Annotated in this window: 18 protein-coding genes; 6 read left to right on the forward strand and 12 right to left on the reverse strand. The window is 40.9% G+C overall.

Annotation, left to right across the window (positions count from 1 at the left end; genetic code table 11):
- Positions 1-72: 72 nt before the first annotated feature.
- From hisA to ABJH64_RS03285, 5 genes are all read right to left on the reverse strand, one after another.
- On the reverse strand, positions 73-789 hold the full coding sequence (hisA, locus tag ABJH64_RS03265) for a 1-(5-phosphoribosyl)-5-[(5-phosphoribosylamino)methylideneamino]imidazole-4-carboxamide isomerase (protein ID WP_348275947.1): 717 nt from the start codon (positions 787-789) through the stop codon (positions 73-75).
- Between the two features lie 289 nt (positions 790-1,078).
- The gene (gene hisH, locus ABJH64_RS03270) at positions 1,079-1,675 is read right to left on the reverse strand and encodes an imidazole glycerol phosphate synthase subunit HisH (protein WP_348275946.1); all 597 of its coding nucleotides are present in this window, start codon (positions 1,673-1,675) and stop codon (positions 1,079-1,081) included.
- Between the two features lie 125 nt (positions 1,676-1,800).
- Positions 1,801-2,583 carry a phenylalanine 4-monooxygenase gene (locus ABJH64_RS03275; protein WP_348275945.1) on the reverse strand — a complete coding sequence of 261 codons (783 nt, stop codon included), beginning with the start codon at positions 2,581-2,583 and terminating at the stop codon, positions 1,801-1,803.
- A 46-nt stretch (positions 2,584-2,629) separates the two neighbouring features.
- The gene (locus ABJH64_RS03280; protein WP_348275944.1) at positions 2,630-2,785 is read right to left on the reverse strand and encodes a hypothetical protein; all 156 of its coding nucleotides are present in this window, start codon (positions 2,783-2,785) and stop codon (positions 2,630-2,632) included.
- A 162-nt stretch (positions 2,786-2,947) separates the two neighbouring features.
- Positions 2,948-3,130 carry a hypothetical protein gene (locus tag ABJH64_RS03285; protein ID WP_348275943.1) on the reverse strand — a complete coding sequence of 61 codons (183 nt, stop codon included), beginning with the start codon at positions 3,128-3,130 and terminating at the stop codon, positions 2,948-2,950.
- 194 nt (positions 3,131-3,324) lie between these two features.
- Between ABJH64_RS03285 and ABJH64_RS03290 the strand changes: the two genes are divergently transcribed.
- The 5 genes from ABJH64_RS03290 to ABJH64_RS03310 all read left to right on the forward strand — a co-directional run bounded on the left by ABJH64_RS03290 (position 3,325) and on the right by ABJH64_RS03310 (position 8,780).
- The gene (locus ABJH64_RS03290) at positions 3,325-4,551 is read left to right on the forward strand and encodes a hypothetical protein (RefSeq protein ID WP_348275942.1); all 1,227 of its coding nucleotides are present in this window, start codon (positions 3,325-3,327) and stop codon (positions 4,549-4,551) included.
- A gap of 136 nt (positions 4,552-4,687) precedes the next feature.
- Positions 4,688-5,656: a glycosyltransferase family 2 protein gene (locus ABJH64_RS03295; protein WP_348275941.1), complete on the forward strand. Its 969-nt coding sequence runs from the start codon at positions 4,688-4,690 to the stop codon at positions 5,654-5,656.
- Between the two features lie 135 nt (positions 5,657-5,791).
- Positions 5,792-6,064: a hypothetical protein gene (locus tag ABJH64_RS03300; RefSeq protein WP_348275940.1), complete on the forward strand. Its 273-nt coding sequence runs from the start codon at positions 5,792-5,794 to the stop codon at positions 6,062-6,064.
- A 111-nt stretch (positions 6,065-6,175) separates the two neighbouring features.
- Complete coding sequence (locus tag ABJH64_RS03305; protein WP_348275939.1) at positions 6,176-7,219, forward strand: BF3164 family lipoprotein; 1,044 nt, start codon at positions 6,176-6,178, stop codon at positions 7,217-7,219.
- Positions 7,220-8,051: 832 nt separating this feature from the next.
- A complete protein-coding gene (locus ABJH64_RS03310; protein ID WP_348275938.1) occupies positions 8,052-8,780 on the forward strand; it encodes a lysophospholipid acyltransferase family protein in 729 nt (242 codons plus the stop codon).
- Here ABJH64_RS03310 and ABJH64_RS03315 read toward each other — a convergent pair.
- The 4 genes from ABJH64_RS03315 to ABJH64_RS03330 all read right to left on the reverse strand — a co-directional run bounded on the left by ABJH64_RS03315 (position 8,767) and on the right by ABJH64_RS03330 (position 13,468).
- On the reverse strand, positions 8,767-9,420 hold the full coding sequence (locus tag ABJH64_RS03315; RefSeq protein ID WP_348275937.1) for a hypothetical protein: 654 nt from the start codon (positions 9,418-9,420) through the stop codon (positions 8,767-8,769). The two genes, ABJH64_RS03310 and ABJH64_RS03315, sit on opposite strands and share 14 nt — an antisense overlap.
- A gap of 198 nt (positions 9,421-9,618) precedes the next feature.
- On the reverse strand, positions 9,619-10,986 hold the full coding sequence (locus ABJH64_RS03320; protein ID WP_348299269.1) for a pyridoxal-phosphate dependent enzyme: 1,368 nt from the start codon (positions 10,984-10,986) through the stop codon (positions 9,619-9,621).
- 132 nt (positions 10,987-11,118) lie between these two features.
- The gene (locus ABJH64_RS03325) at positions 11,119-12,759 is read right to left on the reverse strand and encodes a putative ABC exporter domain-containing protein (protein WP_348274041.1); all 1,641 of its coding nucleotides are present in this window, start codon (positions 12,757-12,759) and stop codon (positions 11,119-11,121) included.
- Positions 12,752-13,468, reverse strand: coding sequence for an ABC transporter ATP-binding protein (locus ABJH64_RS03330; protein WP_348274040.1), 717 nt, complete (start codon positions 13,466-13,468; stop codon positions 12,752-12,754). The genes ABJH64_RS03325 and ABJH64_RS03330 overlap by 8 nt, the downstream gene beginning before the upstream one ends.
- A gap of 104 nt (positions 13,469-13,572) precedes the next feature.
- Here ABJH64_RS03330 and ABJH64_RS03335 point away from each other — a divergent pair, with 104 nt between their 5' ends.
- Positions 13,573-14,178, forward strand: coding sequence for a hypothetical protein (locus tag ABJH64_RS03335; protein ID WP_348274039.1), 606 nt, complete (start codon positions 13,573-13,575; stop codon positions 14,176-14,178).
- A gap of 37 nt (positions 14,179-14,215) precedes the next feature.
- Here ABJH64_RS03335 and ABJH64_RS03340 read toward each other — a convergent pair whose 3' ends face one another.
- From ABJH64_RS03340 to ABJH64_RS03350, 3 genes are read right to left on the reverse strand one after another with little or no spacing between them, the layout of a single operon-like run.
- Positions 14,216-15,142 (reverse strand): aspartate carbamoyltransferase catalytic subunit, encoded by a 927-nt coding sequence (locus ABJH64_RS03340; RefSeq protein ID WP_348274038.1) that lies wholly within the window; start codon positions 15,140-15,142, stop codon positions 14,216-14,218.
- Between the two features lie 2 nt (positions 15,143-15,144).
- Positions 15,145-15,693, reverse strand: coding sequence for a bifunctional pyr operon transcriptional regulator/uracil phosphoribosyltransferase PyrR (gene pyrR / locus ABJH64_RS03345; protein ID WP_348274037.1), 549 nt, complete (start codon positions 15,691-15,693; stop codon positions 15,145-15,147).
- 34 nt (positions 15,694-15,727) lie between these two features.
- Complete coding sequence (locus ABJH64_RS03350; RefSeq protein WP_348274036.1) at positions 15,728-17,359, reverse strand: transcriptional regulator; 1,632 nt, start codon at positions 17,357-17,359, stop codon at positions 15,728-15,730.
- Between the last annotated feature and the right edge of the window lie 16 nt (positions 17,360-17,375).

Consider the following 17,375-nt stretch of genomic DNA (forward strand, 5'->3'; position numbering starts at 1 on the left):
AAAGACTGGAAGAAGAGAATGGTAAAATGGTAAAATAGGCAGGTTTCAGATTTCTGATTTTTAAGTTCTGACTTAGACAAAAGCCGCCAATTCCTCCAACGTCACTCTTCCCTCATAATACGCCTTCCCTACAATCGTTCCATATACACCGATTTTCTCCAATTCTTCCAAATCAGCTACTGAGGAAACTCCTCCACTTGCGATCAATTTCACTCCCGGAATTTCTTGCAAAATCTCTTTGTATAAATCAGTAGATGGCCCTTGAAGTAAACCATCCTTGGCTACATCGGTACAGATCACATACCTGATTCCTTTTGCTACATAGTCCTTTACAAAAGGAATTAAATCCACTGAGGTTGTCTCTTCCCAACCGCCAACAGCAATTTTCTTATTCTTAGCATCTGCTCCAAGTATGATTTTCTCAGAACCATACTTTGCAATCCAAGCTTGAAAGAGTGTCGCATTTTTCACCGCAATACTTCCTCCGGTCACTTGTTTTGCTCCCAATTCAAAAGCTTTTTCAATTTCCTCATCAGCTTGAATTCCTCCTCCAAAGTCAACTTGCAAACTTGTACCTGCGCAAATTCGCTGCAACACATCCGCATTCACGATCTTTTTAGCTTTGGCTCCATCTAGATCTACTAGATGCAGGCGTTGAATTCCAACTCCTTCAAAGCGCTTAGCCATTTCCAGGGGATCATCATGGTATTCTTTTTTACTGCTGTAATCGCCCTGACTAAGTCGGACACATTTGCCTCCGATGAGGTCGATTGCGGGAATGATTTGCATTGTTTGAATTGAAAGATTATAAAATTGGAAGAATGGAAAATTAGTGTTTATGAATATCCGCTTTTCTACCAGTAAGGTGGAATAAGCAATGTAGCAAATGTTAAACTTAAGAATTGAGGCAGCTTTGCTCTTCGGTCATCGGTCTTCCAACCAGATAAGCAAGGAATATAAGTTGACTGGCATTTTTGCGGATAATCATATTAGTGTTTTAGAGAAGGGCTTCGACTTCGCTCAGCCTGACAAATCCCCTTGTCACACCGAGCGAAGTCGAAGTGTAATTACAATACTTTTAAAGAGATAGGAAATTCTCCAGCAACTTCTCCCCGACCAACCCGCTTTTCTCTGGATGTGCCTGAATGGCGTAGTAATTATCCCGATGGAGCATGGCCGAAAAGTCATGAATGTAATGTGTCTGTGCGATTGTCTGCTCGCTCAGTTCGGCATAAAAGCTATGCACATAATACACAAAAGGATTTGAAGGCAAGTCTTTCAACAATGGATTGTCAGCAAGATTCTCCAACTCATTCCAACCCACATGTGGCACTTTGAATTCCTGAGAATTCTCGGGTACAAAGCGCTTTACCTTCACTGGAAATATACCCAAGCATTCCGTATCATTTTCCTCTGAATGCTCGCATAGCAACTGCAAACCCAGACAAACACCCAAAAAAGGCTGTTTGATATCAGAAATCAACTGATCAAGCTTTCGCTCTTTCAGGTATCTCATGGCTGTACTGGCTTCGCCCTGACCGGGAAAAATCACTTTATCCGCTGCTCGAATCAATTCCGGATCATCCGTCAATTCAGCATCTGCGCCTAGCCTTTCCAAAGCGTAAAGCACTGACTGCACATTGCCGGAATTGTATTTTATGACTGCTATTTTCATTTTTTATTATCTGGTGTTTGATGACCGATGTCCGATGAAAAACACCCTGCATCGGACATCGGGCATCAAACATTTATTTCATCTAAGCGACATCACTGGCAGGAGGCACGACGAAGTAATCTCAATTATTTACCTGAATGCTCAGCAAGCATCTCCTCCAGCACTTCCTCTATTTCCGGAAGCGAACCGTAAAGTTGCTCCAAACTATCCACTATAAAGTAACGATCTTGGAATTTATCCTTCCAATAGGTTTGATTCATGATGGTTCGTACGTCATAAGGAATATGTAGCGGTTCGTCCGAAAGGCTAAATTTAGTCTCGCCAGCCGAACTCAAGATTCCTGCTCCGTAGATTTTCAGTTCCCCATTTTCCCTGATCAATCCAAACTCAATGGTAAACCAATAAATCCTACTCAATACATTGATAGCATATGGATCATTGATGTACTTCAATGCAATTCCTGAAATTTTCTCCAAAAAGCCCGTGTAATGAGGATTGGTGAGCAAAGGCATGTGGGCAAATGCATCATGGAACATATCGGGTTCTTCTAGATAATCCAGTTGCTCCATTTTGCGCAGCCAAGTGGAAGAAGGAAAGCGCTTATTATTCAGAAGGCCAAAGAATAGATCATCATCGATCAAACCTGGCACCACTTGAACTTCCCAACCTGTGGTCTCAGCCAAGATTTTATTTAGTTTCTCAAAGTTTGCAATTTCATCAGCTTTAAACTTAACGAGTTCTACTCCTTCCAAATAAGCCTGGCAAGCAGCTTTAGGAAGGTTTGGCATTTGGCGCTCGAAGAGAATCTTCCAAACTTCAAAATCCTCTGGGGTATAAGCAGCATAGTCTTGCTTCAAGTCCTGGAGTCTCGGGTCTGTGAAGACCCAGTTTTTTGGTTTACTAAACATATCGATTTGGGTTTATAGCTGTAACTGGTTAACTCTTATGTTCTACTTATGTTATCCTGCTTCTTGTACCGTCATTGCGAGTGACGAAGGAGCGAAGCAATCTTTTCATCTTCTTGTTGTCTTGCTTCTCCAGAAGCAGGACGATAATTTTGGATGCTGCTTCTGGAGAAGCAGCATAACGATGACCGAAATTACGCCACAAAAAAAGCCTACCCCGATTAGGAGTAGGCTTCTATATTTTTTTACCAAAAAACCATAGCTATCCTACTCCTTCAACATAGATGGTAGTGAGAATGATGCACAAAGGTTCTTGGGGTTGGATTCATAGTCTAAAGGTAAGTCGTCATTTCTTATGGTCAAAAAATCAGGCTGTCTTATTTGCAAAAGGCGGCAAACCTAGTGAATCATAAAGCACTTTTTGTGTAGATGGGGTAAGAAGGCCATTTTCGATGCATAGATTACGCCTTTTTATCCATCTGGACAGTGTTTTCACTGAGACACCATATTCGTCAGCAACTTGTTGTCGGGTTTTGGCTTTATTTTCCATAAAAAATAGTTACGTAACTTGTTGGTTTTATTGTGGATGACCTAAACTAAAAGTAATTCCGTGGATTTCAAACTTGTTTTATAGATTTCACCTATTTTTCTTGCCTATAAAATAAATCTTGTCCGATCTTGTCCGATCTTGTCCGATTGAATTAAACTTTCTTTTTTTAATTTTATTGACATCATTTTTTTCTTATGGCCAATTCTACTACCTATAGTTTGAGTACTATTTCCCAAATCTGGTCCGGCTTATGGGTCAATTCATATATACTTGTTATTATACTAGCTGGAATTACAATTTTCGCCTTCCTGCCCACATTCTCCAATGATTTCCAACTGGCTTGGGACGATACTTGGCAGGTGCTAGAAAACCCGCTGGTCAATTCTCCTTTACTGCAGGATATTGTTTATCATTTGACCCACTTTTGGCAGCAGCAGTTTTCCCCAGTAAACTCCCTATTCTACTTGGTCATTTTCCAGCTGTTCGGGATGAGTGCCAGCACATTCCATACCGCATGTCTCCTTATTCATTGTGGTAATGTTACACTGGTTTTTTTGATAACAAAGAAGCTGCTACCGACTTTGCTCCACGAAATAGATTACACTAAGGTCAGCAGTTATGCTTTCTTCACTGCATTGATTTTTGCCATACATCCTATGCAGGTAGAGTCAGTAGCTTGGATCAGCGCTTCCAAAATTCTGCTCTATGGATTTTTCACCTTGACTGCACTCTTCTGCTACATTCGCTATATCCAATCTGGACACTACGGCTGGTTATCCATCACTGTGGTAGCTTTTCTTTTGGGTTTTGGCTCCAAAGAACAGGCTATCATTCTTCCATTGAACTTAGTACTGTTCGATTATGCATTTGGAAGATTTTGCGGGCTGACTTGGAAGAGTTTCCTTACTTCCAGAGTCTTGCTTGAAAAAATTCCCCTATTCCTGCTGGCATTGGGTTTCTGGTATTTTTCATGGATTAACAATCTTGGTACAATCAATCCTGAGGCGTATCCACTATACCAAAGAGCAGTATTTGGCTTCTATAGTTTTACAGAATACATCTTCCGCTTTCTGGCACCTGTCAAACTCTATTTCTTCCATCCATTCCCCATAGCTCTAGGTGAGCAGCTTCCGCTCTACTTTTATGGATACATCGCACTGGTGGGTATTGTTGGCTACTTCGTTTGGGATACGTATCGCAAAGGGAATAAGCTCGTTCTAATTGGATTTTTGTTTTTCCTGATCAACCTACTATTAGTACTGCATATAATTCCCTTGCCTCGAACAGTTATCACAGCAGATCGCTATATGTACCTGAGTATAGTGGAAATAGCTATATTGTTAGTTTGGCAGGTAGATCTATGGCTTACTAGCTTCCCCACTACTGGCAAAACTATCCTATTCGTGATGGGATTTGCATGACTTACTTTTCTGGGTGTCCATACTTATATAAGAACGGCGGACTGGAAAGACAGTGAGACTGCAAAAGCTAACGTAAACGAAATCATTGAGCTAAGACAAAAATCACAGGAATCCGAACTCTTTAATCTGATAGAAAATGAATGATTTCCTAGTATCCCTAGTCGTCCCCTGTTATAACGAAGCTGAAAATATAGCTCCTCTCCTATCGCGGGTAGCGCAGGCGCTGAAGCTCTATACCTATGAAGTCATCTTGGTCAATGACGGAAGTGATGATGGAACACAACTAGTCATAGAGACAGCCCTATTGAGTAATCATCCTGTGAAGTATATTTCCTTCTCCAAAAATTTTGGTCATCAGGCTGCACTCAAAGCAGGAATAGACCATTCCGCAGGGGACTGTATCATCACAATAGATGCTGACTTGCAAAAACCACCAGAAGTGATCCCAGAAATGATCACCCTCTGGCAAAGAGGAAATGACATCCTCACCGCAGTCTGCAAAAACGAAGGTCAGACCTCTCGCTTCAAAAGACTGAGCTCCTCTGTCTATTACGCGCTTTTGTCTTGGCTGGCAGACCATACCGTAGTACCCAATGGAGCAGATTTCCGATTGATTGACAGAAAGGTAGCCGATATCATACGAAGTATGCCAAGTCAGAATCTATACCTGAGAGGCATGTTTTCCTGGATAGGCTATCAGCAAGGGGTGATCTATTATAGGGAAAAAAAGAGAAGATTTGGCAAGACAAAATACAGCATCTGGAAAATGCTCAACCTGGCAAGTAATGGAATCACTTCTTTCAGTATCAAACCCTTGCGTTTTGCATTAGCGGGCGGGCTTTTTTTCGCTTGTCTGGCTTTTGCCTATGGGATCTATGCCATAGCTATTGTATTTCTGGGAATGACGGTCCCCGGCTGGGCCTCGTTGATAGCAAGTATTGTATTCCTATCCGGAATACAGCTACTAGTCCTAGGAGTGATCGGAGAATACATCGGAAAAATGTATATGGAACTCAAGCAGAGACCAGCTTACCTCATCGCAAAAACCAATATTGCGAGGTCAACAGTACATCCTGTTAATGACACAATAAGTTCACCTACTTAAGAGAGGAGGCCAGCGATGACTTGAAGTAGGAATAGCAAAGTTTCTCATCTTAAACCAATCAAATAAGATAAGCACGCCCGAGGACACGAAAGACCACAATCAACGAAATAAAACACTAATCAAAAATGAAATATTATGAATACGAACTTAAAAAAAATAGTTAAAACAGCCGCTGTGGGGATATTCTTTATGGCGCTATTCCTTAATGTGAAACTGAGTCTTACTGATCCTTTTATCAATATTGATAATGCTGCCATAGCGCAGACTACGAGTAGTAGCTCTTCAGTTCCAATAGATTGCGAAAGCCAATGCAGGAGAGATCCAGAAGGCACCTGCAAATTCTCAAAGGTGGAAGGGGGATGGATGATTTTAGTAACATGCTTGGAAGGCTCAAAGATATATAGGTGAAAGAAAAACAAGATTTAAAACAGTATAAAATTCTCTTAGAACTAAGCATCTAAAACCTAGATGTTTTGTTCTAATCGGAAATATAACGAGGAAATAAATCTAAATGACAAAATGAAACAATCATCATCAATTGGTTATTTAACTATAATTATCTTTTCTTTGATATTGAGCTGCATAGAGAAAGATCGGACTATTCAAAATACAACAATAACTGTTAATTGGGATAACTTCATTACTACTCAAAATCTGAACAGCATTGTTTTACAGAATATTACAGATTCTATGTTCATACCCACACAAATACACATATCAAAAAATCTCCTATTCGTATCAGAGAAAAGTTCAGATGCTATTCTTCATATTCTTAATATTGCAACTGGACAATACTTAGGTATTCATGGAACTAGAGGCGCTGGACCTGGTGAAGTTCTTAACGCCTGGAAACTATTCTCTCCGGATGAAGAGACCATAGGAGTATTTGATCCAGAATTAGGTAAAGCTATTGTGTATGATATTGACACATTATTGAACGAAAACAAGTATTCTAAAGAATACCTACAGAGCGGAATGATTAATAGTAACGGGGTCAGCATAGTTGATGAAAATATCTATTTCTTAAGTAATATGAATATGCCTGAATCGAGGATATTGTACTACGCTAAAACAACTCAAGGATTAAACTTAGAAAAAAAAGGTCAATTACCTACTTTAGACAAAAAATATCCAAACTTTCAAGCTGAAGAAGAAAGAAGTGTCGTATCTCATGCTAAACTAATTAATAACGACAAAATATTCGTAGTATCTTATTACAATATTCCTATGATGACTATATACGATATTAAAAGCGCTAAAGAGATTAGTATAGTAGGACCTGATAAATTCCCCGAACCAGAACTCTTCGGAAATATCAGATATTATTACAGCTCATATATTTCAAAAAAATATATCTATTTATTATATATAGAGAATAAAAAAGAATTTGATTATACCTCATCAACTATATTGGTTTTCGATCACAATGGAGAACCAGTCAAAAAATTACTATTAGATACTGAGATATTTCAATTAGCTGTTTATAATGACTCAACCATTTATGGCTTAGTTGACGGGACAGAAACGTCAGATTTTGAAGTGGTAAAATTTCAAATAGAATAAAAATTAAAAAAATAAACTTACTCTTAAAATATAATAATTTTTCACACTACGAAATTTTCATAAATTAATAATTAAACTTTCAACTCAATAACTTATAGAAAAAATGAATGAAAAAATTAGAAAAATGATTAAAACTTCTGCCTTAGCAGTTTTTTTCCTAGCTCTGCTGTTGAATATCAAGCTAAGCATCTCAGATCCTTTCCTGAGTATTAATAATCATACAATTGCCCAGACCACATCAAGTTCCCCACCAATTACGTGTGACACTCAGTGTATCAGAGACCCAGAAGGTATATGCACGTTTATCTATACCGATGCAATGGGTTGGTCTCAAATACAATCATGTTTGTATGGCACAAAGCGGTGGCATCCATTCTAAATGAGCCATCCCAAACCTGATTAATACGGTTTATATCTCAAGCTGGTAAATAGCATACAGTCATCACTTCGGTTGATTGTATTCTATTTTATTATTTGATGGCGTAATATCTAAAAATAAAAAGATATGAGCTACAATTCCTATGTAGCTCAATACGAGTGATATAATTTTTTAGTCGTTTCAAAGCTTAAGCTCCCTACAAATTAAGCATATAGTCTTGATTTAAGCTTATAAGGACTTTTTGTATTTCAGTATTCCTTATCGATTTCTCAAGTTTAACTACAAATAATTTTTCCGCATCTACTATTCCAATTTGTTCTCGTAGCTAACTAATCCCCAAAAATCTCCCTATATTTTGCAGAGCATCCAAAAAAAAGAGCCTCCGACTGATCGAAGGCTCCTGCAAGCAAAGATGGAAGATTATATTACACCCAAAAATACCAATTCTAGCGAATGATAAAAATCATCCACGTATTATTTACCATTTACTCCATCCTACTTTTCTTCATGCTACTCCTGATTCTTGGGCTATTTATCGTGATTCCTGTGAGCTTCAGTACAGCCGGAGGGAATATTTCCTTTTTATTTATTCGCATTTGGGCAAGAGTCTGGTCTTTTGGTTCAGGAATCCGATTCGAGTTTCATGACAGAGAACTTATCGATCGTTCTCAACCCTACATTTACATTTTCAATCACAGATCATTTTTGGATGCTGCGATTATCCCGGTTGCTATTCCGCAGCAAGTGCGTGCTTTGGGGAAAAAAGAGTTGTCCAACATTCCGTTTTTTGGCTGGGTGGTAGGCAAAGTCGCTATATGGGTGGATAGAACAAATGCCGAATCAAGGCGAAAAAGTATAGACCGCCTGGTAATTTATCTCAAACAGGGAATCTCTGCCGTGGTGGCTCCTGAGGGCACTAGGAATGACAGCGATGCTCCACTTCTACCTTTCAAATCTGGGGCATTTCGACTTTCGGTAGAAACAGGAATTCCAATTCTCCCTATTGCGGTGATTGGAGCTGATAAAATCATGAAAAAAGGATCACTCTTGATCAGTCCGGGAAAGGTGAAAATCTATTATTCCAAGCCAATTAATCCACCTTCGTCATCTGAATATGCAGTTGACGATCTCTCTGAGAAGTGCCAATCAAGACTTGAGGCGATGATTCTTACTCATGGGTAATTCTCTCCTTTGGGTCAATTGCTGCATCTATGGTGAGCTCTTCGAAAAGAATATAAACTGACAGATAAGTCATAGGAACGGTGACTAAAAGGCCCACCATCAACGCGAGGAAACCGACAAGATTCAATAATAAGAGAGAAAGTCCAAACACGAAGAATTTCTGCCAATTGGTATGAACCAACCTACGGCTGAGCTCCATGGAAGTCCAGAAATCAAAGCCTCCAAAAATCACAAATAATAGGCAAAACATATAGCCAATCAGGAGATAAATTCCTGGTAAGATAAAGCAAAGAATCCCAAGCACAATCACAATGGAACTGATCAAATTAGTGGTAACCAAATTCCACCAATATTTAAATCCATCAAAGTAATTTTGGAAATCCACGTACTCATTTTGGCTCTGTCTATTTGCTACGAGATAAAATCCACAAACGATAGGCGGTGCCAAAAATATGCTGTAAAGAATCGTGTAATCAGGTAGATAAAGCGTAAAAGCAGCCTGAATTCCTCCAATCATGACCATAAAACCTATATGAAACAAAGCCTGGGATTTGAACATCTCCCAGGCCTTGGTCAATATCTCCTTAAGATCAAAATCTACTCCCGCATCAATGATTCGCTGTAATTTAGCTAGGTTCATTTTTTATTTTTATACTAGTCCTCAAAGATACCATTCACATTTATCTCTTTGATTTAGCGGCAGGCAGTCAGAAGACGGGAGACCGAAGTAGCCTCAATGCTATAATTTAGAACACTTCCGTCTTCGGTCTCCCGTCTTCCCGACAGTAAAGCAAGGAATTTTAGGCAAAGGGCATCTGGGCAACTAACTACGGAAAGACTACTTCGTGAAAGCCTCCAAAATATCGTGTTTGGTGATGATATGAATCTGGTGTTTATCATCACGAACGAGCACGGCTTTCTCCTTCTCCACCATAGAAGACAATACATCCAGTGTGCTATCCAATGCCACGAATTTCATAGAATCTTCCATCACCTCTGCAACGCTTGCATCTTTCAATGCTGGATTATCCACAATCCTGGCCAGCAATTTATTATCCGTCAGGCATCCTACCACCTCGTCGTTCTCCATCACAGGAATCTGAGAGACACTGGTTTTATTCATTAATCCGATTGCTGCTTTCACTGAATCAGTTTTTTGAGCCGAGACTATAGAATAGCTTCCATTTCGCTGCGCAATGATATCTCTTGCGGTAGAGAAGGTCTTGTCTTCCAGGAAACCGTGATTTCGCATCCACTCGTCGTTATAAACTTTGCCCAAGTAGCGAGTTCCATGATCTGGCAAAATAATCACCATCTGATCACCTTCTTTTAGATTGTCCTTTGCCCATTCCAATGCGCCGTGCACGGCCGATCCACAGGACCAACCTACAAACAAGCCTTCTTCTTTGGCCAGGCGACGTGTCATCACAGCGGAATCTTTATCAGTCACTTTGACGAAGTGATCGATCATATCGAAGTTCACATTCTTTGGAAGTATGTCTTCACCTATTCCCTCTGTCAGGTAGGGGTAAACTTCTTTCTCGTCAAAAACGCCAGTTTCTTTATACTTTTTGAAAACAGAACCATACGTATCTATTCCCACAGTCACCACATTTGGATTTTGCTCTTTCAGATACATCGCCGTTCCGCACATGGAGCCACCTGTCCCTACGCCAGCCGCATAATGGGTGATTTTTCCTTCCGTATCATTCCATATCTCAGGTCCGGTCGTCTCGTAATGCGCTGCCGTGTTGGATAGGTTATCGTACTGATTGGGGTAAAAAGAGTTTGGAATATCTGCATTCAGCTTTTTTGCAACCGAATAATAAGACCGTGGATCTTCCGGAGAGACGTTTGTCGGACAAACAATCACCTCTGCCCCAACAGCTTTCAAAATATCGATTTTTTCCTTGGACTGCTTATCTGCCATGGTGAAAATACACTTGTAGCCTTTTGCCACTGCTGCGAGTGCCAGACCCATTCCTGTATTTCCGGATGTTCCTTCGATGATAGTTCCTCCTGGCTTGAGCAAACCAGCTTTTTCGGCATCCTCCACCATTTTGACCGCCATACGATCTTTCATGGAATTACCAGGATTGAAGTATTCCACTTTCACCAGCACATCACCTTTGATGTGTTTGGCAAGTTTATTAAGTCTGATCATCGGAGTATTTCCGATGGTTTCGATGATAGAATTGTAGATCATAGTCGGTTACATTTGGTAGGGTAAAATTACAGGAATTTTTTGCGTGAAGCGACTAAGAGAAAGGTAAAGCAGAATAAAATTTGGCTTCTACACTAGCAAGTCTGCTAACTGAGACTGCCTACCGAGACTCAATTAAACCTCCTTAAACTCCAATCTCTTCAGCACATCCAGCGTCACATGCATCAGAATCGCTGCAACGAAAAACATTCCAAATGTCCCGCCAAACAGTGCCCAGACGAATTGCTTGGAAGCAACGAAGGCCACTATACTGAAAGCTAATGCTGGCACAAAACCGAAAAGCACGATTCCGCCGATCATAAATGGTTTGATCAGTTTCCTGTCCCAACCTTCGTCTAAGGCTATCTGGGGAATAATATTGATCCCAAAACCGATCAAATACACTTCTATAATAGCCAATAAGAATAGCGGAGCGATGAACCAATTCAGCCCAGCAATCAAAACTGAGGGAACGATCAATGCCACACTGAATAAGGTAATCTGCAAAATATCCAGTTTGATCATGTTCCAAAACTTAGAACTCCAACTCGCAGGAATCAAGATAAAGAAAGGCTTTTTCAAATCTCCCACATTCGCTCTACCTATTCCTGCAAAGAAGTAGATGAACAGCATGAACAGCAGATACCCATAAAACACATAGTGTGAGAACCAGTCAAACAAAGAAAGCCCTGCGAAAACAATCCCTATACCAACCATAATCAGGGAGTACAACCCAAACAGCGGATGAAAATCCTGACGGGAGCTATGCACATAATTTCTCCAATAGAATGCTTGAGCACCAGTACCAAAATCTGGTAAAGCAAGCTTTTTCTTGGAATTCAAACTATAAGTACTCTCAGCAACTTCCTTCTTTCCTTTTACCTTCTCCAGCTGCTCTTCATTAGACTTGGTCGCATCCAGTACATCTTCATAATAATAGCCCGCAAAGCGAATAACCAATTTCAAAATCACGAAATATGCAATCGCATATAGCAGCACAAAACCAATGGATAAGATTGGGTTTTGGTGCAAAATATATGTTCCAATCCCACGGCTCCAGCCTACTATCGGAAAGAAATCAAACCAAGGAGAAGTGATCCAAGCAAACATTCCCTGCCAGAATTTCTCTGCCATAAGCCCCGGGAGAATGATCATTCCCGAAAGCAAAATCGCCAGCACAATCACTCCCGACCGGATGTATTCCATCACATCGTACTTGGAGTTCAGGGTATAAACCAGGAATTTGATCGGCGAGACGATAAAAAAGAACAAAGCAGCGGCTAGCACGAGGAATACAAAATTGCCCACGGTCATCTCATACGTATCTATCGCTTGGCTCGAAGCATAGGCGACGAAGATAATCGCTCCCCCCAAAGAAGGTAGAATAGACCTTGCCATGTAATAAATAAGGATATTCTCCGGTTTTACGGGTGCTGTAAAAAGCAGATTGACATCAGCCATTTTGAAAAAGCTGACGTTTTTTTTGGTGGCGTTGAAAAGTTGGTAAATAAGAATCACTAAAGCCAAAAGTGTAACCGCTCCTACGATATTTTGCATTGCAAAATTCACCTCTGGAAGCCCGTTCAAATCCAATTCAGGCATTTCCGTTGCCGGAACATCATCCTCTCTATTTTTGAGGCGGAGATAGTACATGAAGAATATGTATCCACCAATGCCGGCATAAGGTAAAAGCCTAACGGGATTTCTAAAGATTAACTTGATATTATTGATCAGGATAAGAATGTCCTTCCTGAGCAAAAGGCGGATTTCATACATCTTTGGTCATTTCTAAAAAGAGGTCTTCCAACGTAGTTCCTTCTTCCTGCACAAACTGCTGCTTCAGATTGGAGATCGTGTCGTTACCTACGATGTTACCATTTTTCAAAATCATCACTCGATCCGCGATTGCTTCGATACCGTCGATCAAGTGGGTGCTGACTAGGATTGTCTTACCGGCTTCCTTCAATTCTCTGAAAATCCTTTTGGTATTTTTGATCGCCTTTGGGTCCAAACCGATCATGGGCTCGTCAAAAAACAATACTTTCGGATCAGGGAGAAGTGCACAGCAAATCGAGACTTTTTGGCGCATACCTTTGGAAAGATCACGGCCAAGCTTATCCTTTTTATCAGCAAGCTCAAATAGTTCCAAGTATTCGTCGGCCTTACCTCTCCAATCTTTTACCCCATAAGCCTGAGCCACAAATTGCATGTGCTCCTGCACTGTGAGCAGGTCATACACATAGGGGGTCTCGGGAATGTAGCTGAACAGACGCTTTGCTTCCACACTCAAATGATCAAAACCACCCAGCGTGATCTCTCCTGAAGTTTTACGAAGTAATCCCACGATACACTTCATCGTCGTGCTTTTCCCTGCTCCATTCGGCCCAAGCAGCCCGACTACCTCGCCTCCTTGCAGTTCAAAGGTGATATCATTGACAGCATTTTGCTTGCCATAGGTTTTTACCAGATTGGTTACGCTTAGCATAAAAGTGAATTTGAGATCAAAACTAACCTGCTTAATTATAGGTTACGAATTTTTGGACTCTTTTTTGAGTGTGGGTTGAAAATCCACCTTTAAAAGCCCTTACTATGAAAAAAATCTTAACAGTACTCTTTATTGTTGCACTATCAGGAGCCGCTATGGCTCAGCAAAAAGGCAGGTTCAGAATCGACCTGGAAGCCGGTCCAGCTATTCCAAAAGAAGGCGGTATAGGTTTTCTTTTTCATATAGAACCCAAAATCAACGTAGCTGATAATATGTCTGTGGGAATCAGGTTTGGTTCGACCGCACTCGCAAAAGATGTCACCTACTTTAATATCACAGAGGATTATGAGGGAGAAATAGCTGGAAACATTTCTGTATCTGGCACTTTCGACTACTTTTTCCACAAAGAAGGTAGTAATCTTGCGCCCTTCATTGGAGCAGGTTTTGGTTACTATGCGCTCAGTAGCATAGATGTGAATAGCGATGATTTCAACAGCCCTGATAATTTTGGAGACTTGGAAGCCAACTTCAAATGGGCTCCAATGCTACGTGCAGGACTAGAACTTGGAAAATTCAGAATGGGAGCCGAATACAATTTCATCCCTACCAGTGATTTACAAAACGCATCTGGCCAGGTAATCGGTGAGGCAATCAATCAATACTTTGGGTTTACGCTCGGAGCCTTTATCGGCGGGGGAAGATGGCGCTAGACAATTTGAGATTTCAAATTTGAAATCTCAAATTGCCTTATCCTTTTGTCCCTGCGAGCAAATAGAGCACCGCCATTCTCACGGCCACGCCATTCTGTACCTGCTCCAGGATGATAGAATGTTTAGAATCAGCTACGTCTGAGCTGAGTTCCACACCGCGGTTGATTGGCCCTGGGTGCATGATAACAATTTCCTTGTCTAGCTGACTTAATAGTTTCTTGTTAATCCCGTAGTATAATGAGTATTCTCTTAAACTTGGGAAATACTTAATCTGCTGTCGTTCAAGCTGAATTCTGAGGACGTTTGCGACATCACACCATTGCAGGGCTTTTTTCACATCGAGTTCCACTTTCACTCCAAGGCTGGCTATGTGTTTTGGAAGCAAGGTGATTGGCCCGCAAACCATCACTTCCGCTCCTAGTTTTTGCAGGCAAAAAATATTGGAAAGTGCTACTCGGGAGTGAAGTATATCTCCGATAATCGCTACTTTTTTCCCAGCCACATCACCTAGTTTTTCTTTGATGGAAAAAGCATCGAGCAAAGCCTGTGTTGGGTGCTCATGAGTGCCATCGCCGGCATTGATGATGTTGGCATTTACATTTCGGGAAAGAAAATGTGGCGCTCCGGGACTGGAATGTCGCATGACGACCATATCTACTTTCATGGAAAGGATGTTATTGACTGTATCCACCAGTGTTTCTCCCTTTTTCACCGAACTATTAGAAGAAGAAAAGTTGATCACATCAGCAGAAAGCCTTTTTTCTGCAAGCTCAAAAGAAAGTCGGGTTCGGGTGGAATTCTCAAAAAACACATTGGCAATCGTAATATCGCGCAGAGAAGGTACTTTTTTGATCGGGCGATTAATGACTTCTTTGAAATTTGCCGCAGTGTCGAGAATAAGCTGGACATCATCCTCGGTGAGGTTTTTGATTCCAAGTAGGTGTTTGGTGCTAAGTTGCGACATGGTTAGGGTTTAACTTTCTCTGTGATCCAAATTGCGTCTTTTTCACTCTCATTTTCTTTCCATTCCACGAGGACATGTTGGCTTTCCAAGGTATGCACGCGGATGCCATAGTAATCAGGCATGATGGGATAATCTCGGGTGAGTTTGCGATCTACGAGCACCATAAGCTCAACTTTCTGAGGTCTGCCAAAAGCAATCATCGCATCCATCGCTGCTCTGACGGATCTGCCTTTGTAAAGGACATCATCGACTAGGATCACCTTTTTTTCTTCAACCAGAAAGTTGATTTTGGTTTCGTTGGCTTTGATTGGAAAATCTCTCCTGCGAAAATCATCTCTGTGAAAAGTAGCATCAAGATACCCTGAAGGCACTTTCACACCTGATATTTCTTCAAGAAGAGTTACGAGTTTGTCCAACAAAATAGGTCCTCTGGGCTGCAAGCCCAAAAGCACGGTGTTGTCAAAATTGTCGTGATTTTCGATCAGTTGATGACAGAATCGTCTGAGGATGATCTCAATCTGTTCTTCATCTAAGACTAGCCTTTTTTGCATGGGGAAGATTTGCGGGTAAATATAAAAATAAAATCTAGTCCGGGAGTTCTTCTGGCTTATACAAATCCCCATCTACCGCGATTTTGGTTAGAAAGTAAACCTCACGCAATTCATCCGTTCCCCTATCATTTAGAAATCGGATGCGTTGTGTACCCGACAGCAAGTAGTATCTGTCATACCAATGAATCAACCGGAAGCTCTCTACGTTTGAATCACGTATTCGCTCCTCTTCATTGACCAAGCCTAGCTCAAACTCCTGATTCTCAAATATTTTCTCTCCATTTCGGAAAAAACTCAGCTTAATAATCTGGTCTTCTACGAACATGTGGTAAAAATCCTCTCCGACCACGGCCACTTCTCCAAACGCCTCGGGGTAACTAGTCACCATCTCATTATAGGAAACCGCGTTATCCCAGATCACTTGACCGGCTTTGGCGATTTTGGCAAAATGCGCAGAAACATATCGATACTCTGGGATCGATTGATACATGGTTTGATTGGTACCCGGGATAGTGGAGTTGATAAGATACGGATCATTCAAGACTGTGGTCCCCAATCTACTCCAGCGATCATAGCGATAGGCTCCTCCAGAAGAATACATACCATTTTGATACCTTGAGCGGCTATTGCTTACCGTATATTGGTCAAAATACACATAGTAGGCATAGGGTGTTTGCCGGACATCCCGAATAGAATAGAGACTATTGATGAGTGGTGTTTTATTCTTATCCAAGTCCTTTTGGACGCCATTGTCCCGTTTTGCTTTGGTTTTCTCGTTCAAGTAATTATAAAAATTAGGAAAATCTTCCAGCGTGTACAATTTGAAATCATACTCCCCGTACTCATTCAAATCCATGATGTACATGCCCTGGTAGGCATTTCTTCGCTCCAGTCCAAAAGCCCCAATCATCGCTTGTTGGTAGTTCCCCGTAGAAATCAACACTCCGTCCAAAATCTCCTGACCAGGTTCTGAAAAACGATCTATTTTCACTTCTTGAACTAGATTCCCAGCCATGTCGTAGGTATTGATGAAAATATCACGATCTCTATAGGCTCCCTTCCTACTGAATACCACCTGGAGGGTTTTGGTCTCAGCCATCTTTCGAATCTGCAAAATTTGGGTGTCATTCCCGTAGATGCCCTGCAAGGTATGAACACTCTTCGTGACCAAATCATGAATCTGAAGAACCGGCCTGCTTTCAGAGGATCCCATAAACATGGCCTTTTGATCCTGAACCAAAAACTCCACCAGCTCCATATCCAGAATATTCTCTACTGAATATTCCAACCCCTGCTTCGTACTCAAATTTATTTGAAGTAAATACTTCGCTGAGTTGGTCAGATAACCTTTTGAAAATAGTATGTAGAGTTGATCCTTATCCGTGTCATAACCCAGCACATCGTATCCTTCCTTCACGGGAAACTCAATCACCCCATCCTCAGAAGTAAGAGTAGAGTCAGTTATAAAATATTGAAAAACTCGTCGAAGATTAAATCCTTTCTCTGGTAAAGTCCGAAATGAAACTAAGCCCACTTCTGATTCAATCATTTCAAACAAGGGATCATTCATCTCAGAGGCTATCTCAAAGCGTTCTACAAATCTGACCTGCGCTGAGATTTGATGACCTAGGAGTAAAAGGAAAAAGATTAAAATACTATTTTTCATTAGTTTATTATTTATT

Source organism: Algoriphagus sp. (genome assembly GCF_039969895.1).
GTDB lineage: Bacteria > Bacteroidota > Bacteroidia > Cytophagales > Cyclobacteriaceae > Algoriphagus.